The following is a 17,205-nucleotide window of genomic DNA, read 5'->3' as shown; positions in this document are numbered from 1 at the left end:
GATGCCACGCCGCCGCGCGGTCGAGTGCGGCGGCCGCGGAGGGTGTGGCTGTGGGGCGGCGGGTGCGGGCTCAGCCGGCCGGGCCCGCCACCAGCAGCGGCACGAGCTGCTCGGCGCTGGTCAGGGACCCGTGCTGGCCGATCAGCGCCGCGAGCTTCGGCTCGGCCCGGGTCCGGACGAGGGCGGTGCCACCCCGCATCGCGGCGACGACGTCCCCGATCCGCCCGGCGACGTGCGGCCCCAGCGGCCCGAACCAGTTCGCCGCGACGGCCTCGTCGCGGGGGACGACCCAGGCGTCGTCGCCGAGGACGGTCCGCCAGGTGGCGAGCACGTCGTCGGCGGCGCCGTCGACGGTGTAGACGTGCCTGGCCCGCGCGTCGCCGCCGAGCAGCGCGACGCCGGCCTGGAGCCGCTCGTCGGCGTCGAAGTCGGGCGCCCGGTCGACGGTGACCATGCCGTGGTCCCCGGTGACGACGAGCAGCGCGTCGGGCGGGAGCGCCGCGGCGATCGTCGACACGAGCAGGTCGATCTGGCGCAGCTGCAGGCGCCACGGGAGCGTGCCGGGGCCGTGCACGTGGCCGAGCGTGTCGAGGTCGGAGTGGTAGGCGTAGCAGAGCCGGCGCCCGGGACCGGAGAGTCCTGAGACCGTCTCGGCCGCGAGGTCGCCGAGCGCGAACACGCCGTGGAAGTCGCCCCCGCGCAGTGCGGCGCGGGTGAGGCCGGATTCGCGCTGGAAGCGGGGCGCGACCATCGTCACGACGATCCCCGCGGCGGCGGCGCGTTGCAGCGCGGTGTCGTGCGGCTGGACCACCTCGGGGACGTGGGTCTCGCGCTGGTCGTGGTGGCGGCCGTCGCGGTCGCGGGTCCAGCGCAGCGCGTCGAGCAGCGCGTGGTCGCCGGGGTCGAACGACAGTCCGACGATGCCGTGCCCGCCCGGGGGCAGGCCGGTGCCGAGGGTCGCGAGACTGATCGGGGTCGTCGACGGGAACCCGACGGTGAGGGGCCCGGCGTCGGCCATCGCGGCGAGGAACGGCGCGTCGACGGCGTGGGTGCGCAGCAGCTCGGCGCCCAACCCGTCGACCAGCAGGACGCAGGCCGCGCGGACCGACGGCAGCGCGATGGGAGCGGGTCCGGGCTCGCCGAGCGCCGCCAGCACCGACGGGAGCACCTCGGCCAGCGAGCCCGTTCCGTAGCGGGGCAGCAGCGGGGTGGTCACGGTGTGCAGCCTGCCAGGCCGCGGGGCGGCGCGGGGGAGGCAGAATGACGACCGGCCCCGCGACGCTCAGGACGGTGGATGACCGCTCAGACCGCACGACCCGGGTCGGCCGGGCCACCGGGGGCGACCGGCCCCGCGGACACCCGGCTCCCCGACGGGTTCCGGGTCGTCCTCGACCGCCGGACGCGGGTACTCGACGACGGCGCCGCTCTGCTCGGCGGCGCGCCGCCGCGGCTGGTGCACCTCACCGCGAAGGCCCGCGCGCTGCTCGGCACCGGCGCCACGATCACCGTCGCCGACCCGGCCTCGCGGGCGCTGGCCCGGCGGCTGCTCGACGCCGGGCTCGCCCAGCCCGTCCCGCCCGCGGCGCCGCTGGAGCGACCCGTGCCCGCCGACGTCACCGTCGTCGTCCCGGTGAAGGACCGCACCGCGGGCCTGGTGCGGCTGCTCGCCGCGCTGCCCGCCGGCCTCGGCGGGATCGTCGTCGTCGACGACGGCTCGGCCGACCCGGCCGCGGTGCCCACGGCCGCGGCGGCCCACCCCGTGCCGGTGACGGTGCTGCGCAACGACATCGCCCGCGGTCCGGCGGCCGCGCGCAATGCCGGGCTCGCCGTCGCGACGACCCGGCTGGTCGCGTTCCTGGACTCCGACGTCGTGCCGCGGGCGGGCTGGCTCGACCCGTTGCTCGACCGGTTCGCCGACCCGGCCGTCGGGCTGGCGGCGCCGCGGATCGTCGCCCTCGCGGCGGGCGGATCGTGGGTGAGCAGGTACGAGGCGGTGCGGTCGTCGCTGGACCTGGGACTCGACCCGGCGCCCGTGGTCCCGCGCTCCCGGGTGGCCTACGTGCCCAGCGCCGCGCTGCTGGTGCGCCGCGACGCCGTCGGTGCCGGCTTCGACGAGCGGCTGCAGGTCGCCGAGGACGTCGACCTCGTGCTGCGGCTGTACACCGAGGGGTGGCGGCTGCGCTACGAGCCGGCCTCGCACGTCGCGCACGACCACCGCGTCGACGTCGGGCGCTGGGCGGCGCGCAAGGCCTTCTACGGGACGGGTGCCGCGCCGCTCGCCCTGCGGCATCCGGGGTCGGTGCCGCCGATGGTGCTCTCGCCGTGGTCGGCCGCGGTGTGCGCGCTGCTGCTCGTGCAGCGGCGCGGGGCCGTCGTGCTCGCGGCGGGGATCACCGCCGTCGCCACGGAACGCCTGTCCCGCAAGCTCGGCAGGGTGCGCCGGCCCCGGGCCACGGCGGTGCGCCTCATCGGGCTGGGTCTCGCCGGCGCGCTCGCCCAGACGGCGGCGGCGCTCACCCGGCACTTCTGGCCCCTCGCGGTGGCGGCCTGTCTGGTGTCGGCGCGGGCCCGCCGCGCGGTGGCGCTCGCCGCCGTCGCCGAGGGCGTCGTCGACTGGTGGACCCACCGCGGCCACGACCCGCACGGTCCCGGCCCGCTCGGCCACGTCCTCGCCCACCGGATCGACGATCTCGGCTACGGCGCGGGGCTGTGGTGGGGCGCGTGGCGGCACCGGACGACGGCGCCGCTGCGGCCCGCCGGACCCGCCCACCAGGCCGGCCACTCCGTCAGGGCTAGTCCGAACGGATGAAGTGATCGTCAGGACGGCGCCGCTTCTGCGCCCTCAAGCGCTACAGAACGCCGCGACTGCGGAAGTGTTCACCCCTGGGTGCGCAGGGACGGGCGAGGACCTCCACCGCAGGTCGGAGGCCATCTTGCACCGGTCGATCATCGGGAGTATGATGTGTCGACCGCCACACGTGTGCGCGGCGCGCAGGCGTGGCTCCGGCCATGCGGCGCGACATCCCCGGTAGTCCTCGCGACACGACACGGACGTCGCGGTTGAGGAGTGAAGACTCATGGCACAGGTCCGGGTCACCGTCGACGGCGTGAACTACGCCGACGACGTCGAGCCCCGAATGTTGTTGGTGCAGTACCTGAGGGAGAAGCTGGGCAAGACCGGGACCCTGATCGGCTGCGACACCAGCAACTGCGGTGCCTGCACCGTGCACCTGAACGGGCGCAGCGTGAAGTCCTGCTCGGTGCTCGCGGTCCAGGCCGACGGCGGCGAGGTGCTGACGATCGAGGGCCTCGCCCGCGACGGTGAGCTGCACCCCGTCCAGAAGGCGTTCAACGAGTGTCACGGTCTGCAGTGCGGCTACTGCACGCCGGGCATGATCATGGCCGCCGTCGACCTGCTCGGGGACAACCCCGACCCCGACGAGAACGAGGTCCGCGAGGGCATCGAGGGCAACCTCTGCCGGTGCACGGGCTACCAGAACATCGTCCGCTCCGTGCAGCGCGCGGCCCAGATGATGAAGCCGGGCTCGGCCGTCCCCGCCGAGTCCGCCGCTCCCGTCGCGGGAGGAAACTGACATGACGACGACCGCCGAACCCACCACCGAGCTCGGCAAGGCGCGCACCCGCAAGGAGGACGCGCGCCTCATCACCGGGCGCACCCGCTACACCGACTCGATCACGCCGCACGGCACGCTGCACATGCACGTGGTCCGCTCGCCGCTCGCCCACGCGAGGATCAACGGCGTCGACAAGTCGGCCGCCGAGGCCGCCCCCGGCGTCGTCGGCGTCTACACCGCCGCCGACCTGGGCGTCGACGCGGTCGGCCTGCCCTGCGCGTGGCCGATCACGCCCGACATGAAGTCGCCGCAGCGCCCGCTGCTCGCGACCTCCACCGTGCACTTCGCCGGTGAGGGCGTCGCCGTCGTCGTCGCCCGCACCGCCGCCGAGGCGCGCGACGCCGGCGACCTGGTCGAGATCGACTACGACCCGCTCGAGCCGGTCCTCGACATGGAGGCCGCCCTCGCCGACGGCGCCACCCTCGTCCACCCCGACCTGGGCACCAACGAGAACGCGACCTGGGTCTTCGACTCGGGGGCGGCCGGCACCGGCGGCAGCGTCGACGAGGCCATCAGCGCCGCCGAGGCCGACCCCGACTCGGTGGTCGTGCGTCGCCGCTTCCGGCAGCAGCGGCTCATCCCGGCGTTCATGGAGCCGCGCTCCTGCGTCGTCGACCCGACGGGTGAGCAGATCACCGTGTGGTCCGCGACCCAGATCCCGCACATCCTGCGCACCATGACCACGGTCACCCTCGGGGTTCCCGAGGCGAAGCTGCGCGTCATCGCCCCCGACGTGGGTGGCGGCTTCGGCGGCAAGATCGGCGTGCTGCCCGAGGAGATGCTCTGCGTCGCACTGGCGCAGCGGCTCCACAAGCCGGTCAAGTGGACCGAGACCCGTTCGGAGTCCCTGCTCGCGGCCCACCACGGGCGCGACCAGATCCAGGACATCACGATCACGGCGAAGCGTGACGGCACCGTCACGGGTCTCGACGTCCACCTCCTCGCGGACATGGGCGCCTACCTGGGCCTGGTCGGTCCCGGCGTGCCGATCCTGGGCGCGTTCATGTTCAACGCGATCTACAAGATCCCCGCGCTCAAGTTCACCTGCACCAACGTCTTCACGACCAAGACGCTCACCGACGCCTACCGCGGCGCCGGGCGTCCTGAAGCAACGTTCGCCATCGAGCGGATCATGGACGAGCTCGCCGCCGAGCTCGGCCGTGACCCGCTGGAGCTGCGCGAGCAGAACTGGATCACGCACGAGGAGTTCCCGTTCACCACGGTGGTGGGGCTCACCTACGACTCGGGCAACTACGAGCAGGCCACGCAGCAGGCCAAGCAGAAGTTCGACTACGACGCACTGCGTCGCGAGCAGGCGGAGCGGCGCGCGCGCGGCGACAAGGTCCAGCTCGGCATCGGCATCTCGACGTTCACCGAGATGTGCGGCCTGGCTCCGTCGCGCGTTCTCGGCTCGCTCGCCTACGGCGCGGGCGGCTGGGAGGCCGCGAGCATCCGCATGCTCGCCACCGGCAAGGTCGAGGTCATCACGGGCGCATCCCCGCACGGCCAGGGCCACGAGACGGCGTTCAGCCAGATCGTCGCCGACCAGCTCGGCGTCCCGTTCGAGGACGTCGAGATCCTGCACGGTGACACGCAGAGCTCGCCGAAGGGCCTCGACACCTACGGCTCGCGGTCGCTCGCCGTCGGCGGCATCGCCATCGTCAAGGCGGCCGAGAAGGTCGTCGCGAAGGCGAAGAAGCTCGCCGCGCACCTGCTCGAGGCGTCCGAGGACGACATCGAGTTCAACGCCGGCCAGTTCACGGTCCGGGGCACCGACAAGGGCAAGGCCATCCAGGAGCTGGCGTTCGCCGCGTTCATGGCGCACGACTACCCGGAGGACATGGAGCCGAGCCTCGACGCGGACGCCGTGTACGACCCGGAGAACTTCTCGTTCCCGCACGGCACCCACCTCGCCGCGATCGAGGTCGACACCGAGACCGGCAAGGTCAACCTGCGCAACTACGTCTGCGTCGACGACATCGGTACCGTCGTCAACCCGCTGATCGTCGAGGGTCAGGTACACGGCGGCCTCGCCCAGGGCATCGCCCAGGCGCTCTACGAGGAGGCCAACTACGACGACCAGGGCACCCTGGTCAACGGCACCTTCGTCGACTACACCCTGCCGTCGGCGGCCGACCTGCCCAGCTTCGACACCGCTGTGGTGAGCACCCCGGCCACGTCGAACCCGCTGGGCGTCAAGGGTGTCGGTGAGGCGGGCACGATCGCCTCGACGCCGGCGATCGTCAACGGCGTCCTCGACGCCATCCGCCACCTCGGTGTGGCCGACGTCGAGATGCCGACGACCTCGCAGCGCGTCTGGCGTGCCATCCAGGAGGCGCAGGGCCGCTCGACACAGGAGACCCCCGTCGACACCCACTCGCCGGGCGCCGGGCTCGGCTCGATCGACCCGAACAACCCCCAGGGAGAGGTCCAGTGATCCCCGCCAAGTTCGACTACGTGCGGCCCTCCTCGGTCGAGGAGGCCGTGACGGCGCTGCGCGACGCGGGTGAGGACGCGAAGATCCTCGCCGGCGGGCAGAGCCTGCTGCCGGTGCTGCGGCTGCGGCTCGCGGCGCCCTCGACGATCGTCGACCTCGGCGGCATCGCCGAGCTGCGGCACATCGCCGAGGACGGCGACCGCATCGCCATCGGTGCGATGGCCGCCCACCACGACGTCATGCGTGACGACCTCGTGAAGCAGCACGTGTCGCTGCTCTCACAGGCCACCGAGACCGTCGCCGACCCGCAGGTCCGCCACCGCGGCACGCTGGGCGGCGCGCTGGCCCACGCCGACCCGGCGGGCGACCTCGGCGCCGTCGCGCTGGCGCTCGACGCCGAGTTCGTCATCGCCGGCGGGTCGGGCACCCGCACGGTGCCGGCGAGCGAGTTCTTCGTCGACTACTTCACGACCGCGATCGGCGAGGGCGAGATCCTCACGCAGGTCCGGTTCCCGAAGTACACCGGCTGGAGCACGCACTACGAGAAGTTCAACCGCACGGCGCAGGCGTGGTCGATGTGCGCGGTCGCGGTCGCGCTGCGGCTCGACGGCGGCAGCATCGCGGAGGCGCGCGTCGGCCTGACCAACATGGGCACCACCCCGATCCGGGCACGCGGGGTCGAGGCGGCGCTCGTCGGTCAGCAGGCGAGCGAGGACGCGGCACGCGCCGCGGCGGAGCACGCGACCGAGGGCACTGCCGCACCGAGTGACGCCGACGCCGCATCCGACTACCGTGAGCACCTGGCCAGGGTGCTGACGGGCCGGGCGGTGCTCGCGGCAGCGGGCTGAGCAGACAGCGTCACTGTGGACGCCCGCCCTGCCCGGGCGGGCGTCCACAGTGTGTGCGGGGGTTTCGGCCACTTCCGCCCCCCGGCGGGAGGGTGGCCCCGAAGAGGAGGCAGTACCGATGCAGCTGGAGAACAAGTTCACGATCGCGGCGCCGATCGAGGAGGCCTGGGCGGCCCTGAACAACCCGGAGACGGTCGCGCCGTGCTTCCCGGGCGCCACCCTGACCGAGTACGAGGACGACTCGTTCACCGGCACCGTCAAGGTCAAGCTCGGCCCGATCTCCTTGACCTACAAGGGCAAGGGCACCTACATCGAACGCGACGACGCGGCCCACAAGGTCGTCATCGACGCGACCGGCCGCGACTCGCGGGGCAACGGCACCGCCGCGGCCAAGGTGACGGGGTCCATGGTCGCCCAGGGTCCGGACAAGACCGAGGTCACGATGGTCACCGACCTCTCGATCACGGGCCGGCCCGCCCAGTTCGGCCGCGGCGTCATCTCCGACGTCAGCGAGAAGATCATCGGGCAGTTCGCGTCGTGCCTGACCGACAAGCTCGGCGGGTCGAAGGCCGACGAGGGTGCGGCCGGCGGCGAGGCGGCGAAGGCGGACGCGGCTCCGTCGGACACCGCACCCGCGGCGGCTGCTCCCACGAGCGCTCCGACCGCGGCCACCGCGGGCAGCGCGGCCCCGGCCGCCCCGTCGGCGCCGAAGGCGTCGTCCGGTCCGATGCGCAGCGAGATCGACGCGATCGACCTGCTCGACACGGCCGGTGCGCCCGTGATCAAGCGGGTGGCGCCGATCGCGGGGGCGTTCGCCGTGCTGCTCGCGATCTTCGTGATCGTCCGGCGGCTCCGCGCCAAGTGATCCACTCCTGACGGCGGGCCGGCGTCCCTGCGGGAAGCCGGCCCGCCGTCGTCGTGCGGGCGGCCCGGACCGGTCCCTGCACCGGTCGGTCCTGCGCCGATCAGTCGTCGCCCCCCCCGGTCGTCGCCCGGCCCGTCGTCGCCGCCCCTGCCGTGGTGGTCGGCCGACCCGTGGTGGTCGTCGCCGCGCCGGTCGTCGCCGCGCCGGTCGGGGAGGTCGTCGTCGCTCGCCGCGGACTCCGCGCGGTCGCGGGTGACCGCGCCCGTCGCGGCGTCGACGTGCACCTCCCGCACCCCGGCCTCCGTGCGGACGTCGACGTCCCAGACCGTGCGGCCGTGCTCGACCTCGCGCTCGACCTTCACGACCTCCCCGCTCCCGACGTGCGCGAGTGCGGCCCGCTCGGCGGCGGCGCGGTCGACGTCCCCGGCGGGCAGCAGTGCGGTTCCGCTGCCGGTGACGTCCGGGGCGGTGGCTGTGGGGGCGGTGGACGTCGAAGCGGTGGACGTCCGGGCCGTCGGGACCGCCGGGCCCCGGTCCCCGTCGTCGTCCCCCGCGCTGAGCGCGAGGGCCGTGCCTGTCAGCGCGAGCAGGGCGACGCCGGTGGCGGCGGCGAGAGCGAGCGGGCGGCGGATCGTCATCGGATGTCCTCCAGGTCCGTTGTGGTCGACCTGGACGACGGTGCCGTCGCCGGGGCTAGGGCCGCGCTGTCCGGGGTTCAAGGCGCGGTTAAGACCTCGGCACGGGACGTGCAGTGATATGCCGTGCAGCCGCGGGCCGGTCAGGTGCTCCCCGGAACGGTCAGTACTCGAGCCGCTCGATGATCCACGCGTACAGCTCCGGCTCGCTCATCTCCGGGAACTCGGTGGCGAAGTTCGCGAGCGCGCGCGTCGCCTCCTCACGGTCGAGGCCACGTGCCGCGGCGGCGCGGAAGTAGTCCTGACGGGCCGCGGTCGGTCGCCCACCGCCCGCACCGCGTCCCGGGAGCCCGTCGCGCCACCGCATCATGTCCTCCAGCCGGCCCGGCGACCAGCCGGGCGTCCCGTCGATCTCGACGTCCGGCTCGGGGAACGGGTGCTCCGAGCCCGCGGGGTAGCGGGACCGCCACTTGTGGACGGCGTGCCGGGTCACGCCCATCGCCTCGGCGACGCCGAGGACGCCGACGTAGTGATCGACCATGGTGTGCGACGTCTCCGGTCCGACTCCTGCTGCGGAGCACATGCGTACCATCCCGCGCGCCGAGCCGGATTCGTCGTCTCTGACGTGGACGACGTTAACCGGTGTGCAGATCGTCGTCAACGACAGAGACGAGGTTCAGCAGCCCGCAGTGAAGACGGCGTCGTCCGCGGCTGCTCACGGACTTCCTGTCATTCGCCGTGGCACCGGCGGAGCGAATTCGACAGCATCGGGAAGCGGTGTGTCGGGTGTAACGCCCGGCTCGTCCGATACGAAGCACGAAGGTCATTTCCCTTGACCTTCACCGGAGCGGTCATGTCTGTCGATCCCGGTCAGCAGGCCGTTCCTCCGGGGACGCCGCCGACCACGGTGCCCATCCCGGCACAGGCCCCTCCGATGTGGCTCGGCGGCACACCCGCACCGCCCCCTCCGGCGCCGCCGCGGAAGGGTCGCGTGTGGCTGCCGTTGCTCGTCATCGGCGTGGTCGTCGTCGCGATCGCGGGCGCCATCGTCATCGTCACCACCGGCAGCGGGACGGCTCCGGGAAAGTCCGCCGCGGGGAGCGCGTCGTCGGCGACCGTGCCGAACGTCGTCGGCATGCGCGCAGATCACGCGATCGCGGCGCTCAACTCGGCAGGGTTCGGCAACGTCTCGACCTCGTTCACCGGGGAGCTGTGGCAGCGCACCGTGCTGCTGCAGAATCCCGCCGCCCTGACGACCGTCGGCCGCGACACCCCGGTCGTGCTGTCGGTGAGCGTCCCTGCACCGAGGCCCACACCTGTGCCGACGACCGTGAAGCCCCCTCCGCTCCCGGCGAAGGCGATCACCGCGCGGGAGTGGGCGCTGATCGCGCGCAGCCCGGACGCGCATATCGGGGAGGCCGTGATCGTGTATGGGCAGGTCACGCAGTTCGACTCGGCGACAGGGCCGGCCGGGTTCCGCGCGAACGTCGACGGGGTGGCGCACAAGGTCAGCTACGGGTACGCGGACTACGACACGAACACGATCCTGGTCGCGGACACGGCGGCGACGCTGGGCGACCTGGTGAACAAGGACCTGTTCAAAGCCGAGGTGACCGTGCTCGGGTCCTACACGTACGAGACGACGATGGGCGGGTCGACGACGGTGCCCAAGCTCGCCGTCCAGAAGGTCACGGTGACGGGCCAGGCGAAGTAGCGCGGGCGCGTCCGACCGGACGACGTCAGCTCGTCAGGCCCACTGCGGTGCTGGACGGCGCCGGGCTCAGATCGTTCCGAGGTCGGTGGCGGACAGGTCAAGTCGCAGTCGGACGAAGCTGACGGGGTGCGCCGGACTCCTCGGTCTCGTGCGGTGTCGACGTGCAGCTCTACCACGAGATCGGGCCTGACGTGGGTGACCGGGACCGGGCCGGACTCGCCGAAGCCAGGTCGCAGGGTGCTTGGCCATGGGTGGTCGTGGGTGGCGTGCAGCGTGCCCTGCAGGCTCCAGGCGGGCGGCAGGGGGGAGCGGCTTGGTGTGGCCGACCACCCGCAGCCGGTTCCGGTTGTCGAGCCGGCCGAGGATCAGCGCGGTCGGGTCAGCGCGCGAGCCGACGACACAGCCCTAACTGCACTCGTCCAGGGCGGACGGGTCGATAGCAGCCATCATGCCTGGCGGACCCTTGCTTGGCCGGCCGCGCTTGCCGGTCGTGTCCCTGCCGGTGGGCCTCCGGTGTCGCAACGGCGACGCAGTCGGCCGACCGCCTGTGAGCTCCTGGAGCAAGGTCGGGGCCGGTCAACTTACCCGGCCCCGCCTCACGCGTGCGGTGTCGAGCTGCCAGAACGACCACCCACCCGCGAGCCCCCGACTCGACGGTCACCGTCGTAGTTGCAAGAGACTTGCAACAGCGTAGATCACTGGTGACCGTTCCGTCCAGAGCAGTTGCGAGTTATAGGTTGTTGCAAGAGTGTGGTGATACTTCTCGTCGCACCCCTCACGCTGCCGGAGGTTCCGCATGGCCGATTACACGTTGCCTGACCTGTCCTACGACTACGGCGCCCTCGACCCGCACATCGCGGGCGAGATCATGGAGCTGCACCACTCCAAGCACCACAACACCTATGTCACCGCCCTCAACCAGACCATCGACAGGCTCGCCGCCGCCCGCGACGCGAACGACTTCGGCGCCGTCGTCGGCCTCGAGAAGACGCTCGCGTTCAACCTGGGCGGGCACGTCAACCACTCGATCTTCTGGAACAACCTGTCCCCGGACGGTGGGGACAAGCCGACCGGTGAGCTCGCCGCGGCGATCGACGACGCGTTCGGCTCGTTCGACGCCTTCCGGGCCCACTTCACCGCGGCGGCGACGACGATCCAGGGTTCCGGCTGGGCGATCCTCGGCTGGGACGCCCTCGGCGGCCGGCTGCTCATCCACCAGCTCTACGACCAGCAGGCCAACCTGCCCGCCGGCCAGATTCCGCTCGTCATGCTCGACATGTGGGAGCACGCGTTCTACCTCCAGTACAAGAACGTCAAGCCCGACTACGTCAAGGCGTGGTGGAACGTCGTGAACTGGGCCGACGCGGACAAGCGCCTTGCTGCGGCCCGGTCGACGGCCCCCGGTCTCATCACCGTCTGACCGACGAACCCGACGTGGCGCCCCGACGACCGTCGGGGCGCCACCTCCGAGCAGCAGAGGTCTCGACGGCCCGTTTCCGCCGACACACAGCTGGCGGGCAGCGACCAACCCATCACATCCGCAGCAACGACAAATACGCATGGCCACGGAGTTGAAGGGCAGACGTACGTTCATCTCTCGGACGGCAATTCTGAGATACCGACGCGCCGTGAACAAGGCGGCGCTGTCGTCAGATGTGCCACCGGCAGGTTGAGGGGCGAGTGCACCGTCGCGCGGCGAGAAAAGGGTCAGTCTGCCCCCGCCAGGACTCGGCAGAGGGATTCTGTGACGTTCGTAGGACCCGCTCCCACGTTGTTGCCTACGTCGTCGACGATCTTCGCCAGGGGTCACCCGGCCGCCGCACTCCAGGTGACCGACCACGCCACCACCAGGCCCGCGAGTGCACTCGAATGTCGTATTGACTGGCCCTCTACCTGCGCGAACACTTGGCGGCAGGTGATGGGGCTCACCTTCAACCGCGGTCCGCGCCGCTGACAGTCCCTAGTCGACTTCGCGACTAGGGAGGCGCGTCCGATGAACCGCAGACCCCCGCTTCGACACCCACCTCTCGGCGACGCTCCCGCGCGAGCTCCCCCAGCGTGGATGAACGTGTCGCGCCATTCGCCTCGCCGGCTCCGCGCTTTTTCCGCTGGCGTGCGTGGCCATCCCCGACGACGCATCCGTAGCAGGCGCGCCGACGATTCTTGCTGCGTTCCACAGCAATTTCCTCGCCCGAACCTCTCGGGCGAATCTTCCGGCACGTCGCCGGGCGTGGGACGCGCAGTCGCGAAAATGAGAAAATGACGTGAATCGAGGTCAACGATGACTGTCGATACCGAGTACGAGCGCGATCGCACCACCAGCGACGGCGCTCACGCCGCTCCAGACGTCACTCCGGGCCCATCGTGTTCGGGTTCTGCGCCATCGCGCTGTTCATCTCGCTCATCTCCACCCATACCCGTCACCGGCCACTCCACGGCGCAGACGTCACCGACCTACCGCAGCGAACCGACCGACTCGGTACCCGTGGCCGACCCGACCATCAGGTCAGGGACCGGACGGGTGCAACCCGACTCAGGAGAACACCATGAACCTCGGCAAACACGTCGCGACCGGCTACGCCCTCGACAATGCCGAGCCCGCACCGGCGACCACCAGCCTCGACCCCGCACCCGAGCGACCCGCACCACCCGCGGGATCGATCCGGGCCCCACAGCCCGCACCCACCCAGTACTCGATGGTGGCGATCGTGGGCGGTGAGCCGGTCCAGGTCGCGGCCGGTCGGGGACGCGAGCCGTGAACAGCAGCGCGGGCGCTCGCGAGTTCTCCAGCAGCCCGCTGACCGGGTACAAGATCGCCTACCCGCTGATGTCGGCCGACGGGAGCCGGACCGCGTTCTGCGGCACGGGCACCGGCCACAGACACGTCTACCTCGCCGTGGACAACGCGATATGTCTGAACAACAGCCGGCACCACGTACCGAACTGGATGTGCACCTGCGGTTTCTACTGCCTCCACACCCTGGATGCAGCACGTGACCTCACCTGCGCCCCGGAGAACCGCAACACCGTCGTCCTCGAAGTTGCTGCGTCCGGGCGCTACCGCCGCCACGACCTCGGACTGCGCTATGAAACTCAGAGGGTCCGGCGGGTATGGACCGGGCGCTGTCGCTGCGGGCGGCCCACGGAGGTCTTCATCGACGCCGGCACCGGGCGCACTGCCTGGCGCAACCTCACGCCGAGCTGCGTCCACTGCTCCGATGGCCGACCCGTCCTGCCGCTGGACAAGTTCGCCGCGCTGACCGGCACCGCGGGGCTCGAGGTGCGGGTGGACCGAGCACCGCTGCGCAACTTCATCGTCCCGGACCGCCCGCTGACAGGCGACGGCGTGGGAGCACCCGGTGACGCCACACCGGTCGTGGACGCCGAGCTCGCCGTGATCAACGCCCGCGTCGACGAGCTGCAAAGCCACGTCGACCGTCTGCTCCACCGCGACTGATACGAAGGAGGTATCCGCCACGCGGTAACGATTCGCTGACACGCGGGTGGGGAGGAGCTCCCGTCGGGACGGGTCGACTCCCTGCCGCCGGCGGCCCCCGGTGGTAGCGGGTGCCGGCGAACTCGAACACCGCGTCGGGCTCGGCGGCGCGGGCGGCGACGACGCTGCGGCCGTCGGTCACGAGCAGGAGCCGGTCTCCCTCGCGGACGGTGTGTTGCGCCACTCCGGAGCCCGCGGCGCCTCAGCTCCGACCCGGCGCTCCGAGGGTGACGACGACCCGCAGGCCCCTGCCCGGCGAGTCCAGGCGCAGTCCGCCCCCGGACCGCTCGGCGGCGCGGCGCGCGATGTCCAGGCCCAGTCCGGTCGACCCGGCGCCGCTCACCCCGCGGTCGAGCGCGGGAGCGTCGGCGGGGATGCCGGGCCCGGTGTCGGCGACGGTCAGCGTCGCCCCCGCGGGCTCCGCGTCCAGCCGCACGGCGAGCGACGTGCCGTCGGGGGTGTGGGCGAACACGTTGCCCAGCAACGCGTCCACCACGGCCTCGAGGTCGCTGCGGGGCAACGCAGCCGGCAGCGGGCCTGGCGCGAGCTCGACCGCCAGCTCCCGGTCGGTGTCCTCGGCCAGCACGGCCCAGAACGCCACCCGCTCGGCGACGACGGCCGATGCGTCGCACGCGGCCGGATCGGCCCCGCGGCGGCGGGCCTGCTCGATCGCGGCCGTCACCGCGCGCTGCACGGCGTCGACGCCCGCGCCGATGCGGGCTGCGTCGGCCGGCGGCAGCGACTCGACCTCCAGGCGCAGCGACGTCAGCGGCGTGCGGACGCGATGGGCCAGGTCCGCGACGGTCTCGCGCTCCTCGCGCAACAGGTCGGCAATGCGTCCGGCGAGCCCGTTGAGCGCGCGGGCGACGACGCCCAGCTCGGCCGGGGCGGCGGCGTCGGCGCGGGCGTCGAGGTCCCCCCGGGCCAGCCGGTCCGACACGAGGGCGAGGTCCGTCGTCGCCCGGACGAGCCTGCGGGCCAGCCGGTCGGCGAGGACGAGCCCGACCGCGAGCAGCGTGATCCCCAGGCCTGCGAGCAGCAGCCACGACCGGTCGACGCCGCGGGTGAGCTCGGCGTCGGGGACGAAGGCGCGCACCGCCCCGCCGGCCCCCGTCGCGTCGCGGACGGCGACGACGATCTCGCGTCCGCCCGGCACCTCGCCCGACGCCGACACCCCGCGCGACCCCAGCTGGACGAGCGGCGTCCGTGCCGCGGGGGCGCCGAGGACGGTGCCGTCGGGCAGGAAGAGCGTGACGTCGGCGGGCGTCGTGGCGTCGACCTGGCCGACGGCGAGCGCCAGCGCCTCACGGTCCGCGGTGGCGACCAGCGGGCTCAGCGACTGCGCCTGCGCGGTCGCCGTCGCGACGGCCCGGTCGGTCGCGACCGTTCGCACGAGCAGCGCGAGCGGCACGAGGAACGCGATGAGGACGAGGGTCGTCGTCGCAGTGACGAGAACCAGGACGCGGCGGCGCACGGATCAGCCCGGGGCGCCCAGCCGCACCCCGACGCCGCGCACCGAGTGCAGGTAGCGCGGCTCCTGGGCGGTCTCGCCGAGCTTGCGGCGCAACCACGACAGGTGTACGTCGACGGTCTTGTCGGCGCCGCCGTAGGGCAGCTGCCACACCTGGGTGAGGAGCTCGCGCTTGCCGACGACCTCGCCCGCCCGCGCCGCCAGGTAGTGCAGCAGGTCGAACTCACGCGGGCTCAGCTCCAGCTCGCGACCGTCGAGCCGGGCGATCCGGCTGCGCGGGTCGACGACCAGGCCGCCGACCGTGACCGTCGGATCGGTGCCGGGCTCCCCGGTGCGGCGCAGCACCGCGCGGATGCGGGCGTCGAGCTGGGCGGAGCCGAACGGCTTGACGAGGTAGTCGTCGGCGCCCGCGTCGAGCACGGCGACGATCTCCGCCTCGTCGTCGCGCGCGGTGGCGACGATGACCGGCACGGCGCTCGCGCCGCGCAGCATCCGCAGCATGACCGTGCCGTCGAGGTCGGGCAGGCCGAGGTCGAGGACGACGATGTCGGGCCGGTTGCCGACGGCCTGTTCCAGCCCGGCCATCGCCGTCGGCGCGGAGTCGACCGCGTGCCCGCGCTCGGACAGGCCGCGGACCAGCGCACCGCGGATCGCGGCGTCGTCCTCCACGAGCAACACCTGGGCCATGTGCGCACCGTATGGCAGAACCGGTGGGTGCGACGCACGTCCGGCGTGAGCCTTAGGCGCGTCTTGTCCGGGCCTTAACCTCCTGGGCGGCATGCTCTGCGGGTGCGTCCCGCCCGTGCCCGTTCCGCCGCGCTCGTCGTGGTGTGGCTGGGGGCCGCGGTGGGCGCGCTGGTCGTCGGGCTGACGGCCGTCGGCGCGATCGGGTCCGGCATCACGGGGGAGGGTTTGCGCCCGCTCACCCCCGCGGAGGTCGACGCCCGGCTCGCGGCGCTGCCGTCGACCGCCCCCGGGTCGCCGGGCCCGGCGCCGTCGTCGTCGGCGCCCCCGGCCGCCCCGCCCGGGCGGGCCGTGGTCGTCCCCGGGGCACCCGGCGGGACCGTCGTGGCCCGGTGCGACGCGACGACGCCGCGGGTCGTCTCGGCGAGTCCCGCGCAGGGCTTCGAGGTCGAGGACCCCGGTCACGACGACGGCCACCACGGCGACGACGCCGGGCGGGTCCGCTTCGAGAGCGACGACCTGCGGGTCGAGGTGCGGTTGTCCTGTGTGGCGGGCACTCCCGTCGGCGACGTGCGCGTCGAGCGGCACGGCTGACGCGGCCGTAACGGCGGCGGTCCGCGGACCGAACTCCCGGGGTGCCCCGCAGCTCCCCACCGCGGCGCCCGGGTTCGCCCGGCCCCGCTCCCGGAGGCGTCCCCGAGCCTCCGACCGTCCCCTTCCACGCGGTCCGCCGGCGCCCCCGGTCGGTCCTCGTCGCGTCGGTCCTGGTCGTGCTCGGCGCGCTGTTCGCCGTCATCCCGGCGACCGCGCCCCTGGGCCTGGTCCTCTGCCTCGCCGCGTCGGTGCCGGCCGTGATGGCCTGGCGACGCACCCGCGGCGCGCCGCCGAACGTGCGCAGGCCGGCCGTCGCGGCGGTCGCGCTGGCGCCGACGTTCCTGGTCGTCGCGATCGTCGTCGGCATGACGACCTCGTCCCCGGCCCGCCCGGCGGCGCTGCTGGCGGAACCCGGGGGTACGACCCGCGCGGCCGTACCGTCGCTCGCGCCCCCGCCGCCCTCGCCGACGTCCCTGCAGCAGGCGCCGGTGTCGACGCCGGCCGCCTCCCCGACGGTCGCCCCGGTGCCCCTGACCTCCCGGCGGGCGGCGGCCGTCGCGCCGCGACCGCCCGCGGCGCCGCCGAGCGTCGCGGCCCGGGCGGCACCGGCCTGCGACACGTCGACCCACTACGTCAACGTCAGCGGCAACTGTGTGCCCCGGCCGGGCTCGTCGACCACGGAGAGCCCGACGGCCGTCTGCAAGGACGGCGAGCCGTCCTACAGTCAGCACCGGAGGGGCACCTGTTCCGGCCATGGCGGTGTCGACCGGTACCTGGTGAACCTGCCGGCGTGAGGCCGGGCCGGGCGTGCGCGGTCGGGCCGGTG

15 protein-coding genes and 1 pseudogene are annotated in these 17,205 nt (G+C 73.2%); 11 read left to right on the top strand and 5 right to left on the bottom strand.

The genetic code is table 11. The annotated features are described in order from the left end of the window. Positions 1 to 70: 70 nt before the first annotated feature. Positions 71 to 1,216, bottom strand: coding sequence for an alkaline phosphatase family protein (locus PSED_RS28535; RefSeq protein ID WP_013677704.1), 1,146 nt, complete (start codon positions 1,214 to 1,216; stop codon positions 71 to 73). 78 nt (positions 1,217 to 1,294) lie between these two features. Between PSED_RS28535 and mftF the strand changes: the two genes are divergently transcribed. From mftF to PSED_RS28510, 5 genes are all read left to right on the top strand, one after another. After that, on the top strand, positions 1,295 to 2,809 hold the full coding sequence (gene mftF, locus PSED_RS28530; protein WP_013677703.1) for a mycofactocin biosynthesis glycosyltransferase MftF: 1,515 nt from the start codon (positions 1,295 to 1,297) through the stop codon (positions 2,807 to 2,809). 268 nt (positions 2,810 to 3,077) lie between these two features. After that, positions 3,078 to 3,593 (top strand): (2Fe-2S)-binding protein, encoded by a 516-nt coding sequence (locus PSED_RS28525; RefSeq protein ID WP_013677702.1) that lies wholly within the window; start codon positions 3,078 to 3,080, stop codon positions 3,591 to 3,593. A 1-nt stretch (position 3,594) separates the two neighbouring features. After that, on the top strand, positions 3,595 to 6,072 hold the full coding sequence (locus PSED_RS28520) for a xanthine dehydrogenase family protein molybdopterin-binding subunit (protein WP_013677701.1): 2,478 nt from the start codon (positions 3,595 to 3,597) through the stop codon (positions 6,070 to 6,072). Then, positions 6,069 to 6,920 carry an FAD binding domain-containing protein gene (locus PSED_RS28515; RefSeq protein WP_013677700.1) on the top strand — a complete coding sequence of 284 codons (852 nt, stop codon included), beginning with the start codon at positions 6,069 to 6,071 and terminating at the stop codon, positions 6,918 to 6,920. Before PSED_RS28520 ends, PSED_RS28515 begins: the two co-directional genes overlap by 4 nt. A gap of 118 nt (positions 6,921 to 7,038) precedes the next feature. Next, a complete protein-coding gene (locus PSED_RS28510; protein WP_013677699.1) occupies positions 7,039 to 7,785 on the top strand; it encodes an SRPBCC family protein in 747 nt (248 codons plus the stop codon). A 305-nt stretch (positions 7,786 to 8,090) separates the two neighbouring features. Here the strand turns inward: PSED_RS28510 and PSED_RS35770 are convergent. Both PSED_RS35770 and PSED_RS28500 read right to left on the bottom strand, forming a co-directional pair. Beyond that, positions 8,091 to 8,423, bottom strand: a pseudogene (locus tag PSED_RS35770) (hypothetical protein); the annotation flags it as partial. A 160-nt stretch (positions 8,424 to 8,583) separates the two neighbouring features. After that, positions 8,584 to 8,961: a hypothetical protein gene (locus tag PSED_RS28500; RefSeq protein WP_013677698.1), complete on the bottom strand. Its 378-nt coding sequence runs from the start codon at positions 8,959 to 8,961 to the stop codon at positions 8,584 to 8,586. A 450-nt stretch (positions 8,962 to 9,411) separates the two neighbouring features. Between PSED_RS28500 and PSED_RS28495 the strand changes: the two genes are divergently transcribed. The 4 genes from PSED_RS28495 to PSED_RS28480 all read left to right on the top strand — a co-directional run bounded on the left by PSED_RS28495 (position 9,412) and on the right by PSED_RS28480 (position 13,591). Further along, a complete protein-coding gene (locus PSED_RS28495) occupies positions 9,412 to 10,134 on the top strand; it encodes a PASTA domain-containing protein (RefSeq protein ID WP_233899187.1) in 723 nt (240 codons plus the stop codon). Between the two features lie 796 nt (positions 10,135 to 10,930). Further along, positions 10,931 to 11,554: a superoxide dismutase gene (locus PSED_RS28490; protein ID WP_013677696.1), complete on the top strand. Its 624-nt coding sequence runs from the start codon at positions 10,931 to 10,933 to the stop codon at positions 11,552 to 11,554. Positions 11,555 to 12,680: 1,126 nt separating this feature from the next. Further along, positions 12,681 to 12,893, top strand: a complete 213-nt coding sequence (locus tag PSED_RS28485) for a hypothetical protein (RefSeq protein ID WP_013677695.1) — start codon at positions 12,681 to 12,683, stop codon at positions 12,891 to 12,893. Beyond that, the gene (locus PSED_RS28480) at positions 12,890 to 13,591 is read left to right on the top strand and encodes a hypothetical protein (RefSeq protein WP_013677694.1); all 702 of its coding nucleotides are present in this window, start codon (positions 12,890 to 12,892) and stop codon (positions 13,589 to 13,591) included. Before PSED_RS28485 ends, PSED_RS28480 begins: the two co-directional genes overlap by 4 nt. A gap of 241 nt (positions 13,592 to 13,832) precedes the next feature. Here PSED_RS28480 and PSED_RS28475 read toward each other — a convergent pair whose 3' ends face one another. Together PSED_RS28475 and PSED_RS28470 are read right to left on the bottom strand one after the other, a co-directional pair. After that, positions 13,833 to 15,104 carry a sensor histidine kinase gene (locus PSED_RS28475; RefSeq protein ID WP_013677693.1) on the bottom strand — a complete coding sequence of 424 codons (1,272 nt, stop codon included), beginning with the start codon at positions 15,102 to 15,104 and terminating at the stop codon, positions 13,833 to 13,835. A 3-nt stretch (positions 15,105 to 15,107) separates the two neighbouring features. After that, on the bottom strand, positions 15,108 to 15,788 hold the full coding sequence (locus tag PSED_RS28470; protein WP_013677692.1) for a response regulator transcription factor: 681 nt from the start codon (positions 15,786 to 15,788) through the stop codon (positions 15,108 to 15,110). A 102-nt stretch (positions 15,789 to 15,890) separates the two neighbouring features. Between PSED_RS28470 and PSED_RS28465 the strand changes: the two genes are divergently transcribed. Both PSED_RS28465 and PSED_RS28460 read left to right on the top strand, forming a co-directional pair. Further along, on the top strand, positions 15,891 to 16,379 hold the full coding sequence (locus PSED_RS28465; RefSeq protein WP_013677691.1) for a hypothetical protein: 489 nt from the start codon (positions 15,891 to 15,893) through the stop codon (positions 16,377 to 16,379). A gap of 41 nt (positions 16,380 to 16,420) precedes the next feature. Next, positions 16,421 to 17,173, top strand: coding sequence for a DUF3761 domain-containing protein (locus tag PSED_RS28460; RefSeq protein WP_013677690.1), 753 nt, complete (start codon positions 16,421 to 16,423; stop codon positions 17,171 to 17,173). The last annotated feature ends 32 nt before the right edge of the window (positions 17,174 to 17,205 follow it).

Origin of the sequence: Pseudonocardia benzenivorans CB1190, from assembly GCF_000196675.2 — a bacterium.
In the GTDB taxonomy this organism is placed as follows: domain Bacteria; phylum Actinomycetota; class Actinomycetes; order Mycobacteriales; family Pseudonocardiaceae; genus Pseudonocardia; species Pseudonocardia benzenivorans.
Note: the sequence above shows the minus strand (reverse complement) of the source record. Positions and strands in the feature narration are given on the sequence as shown.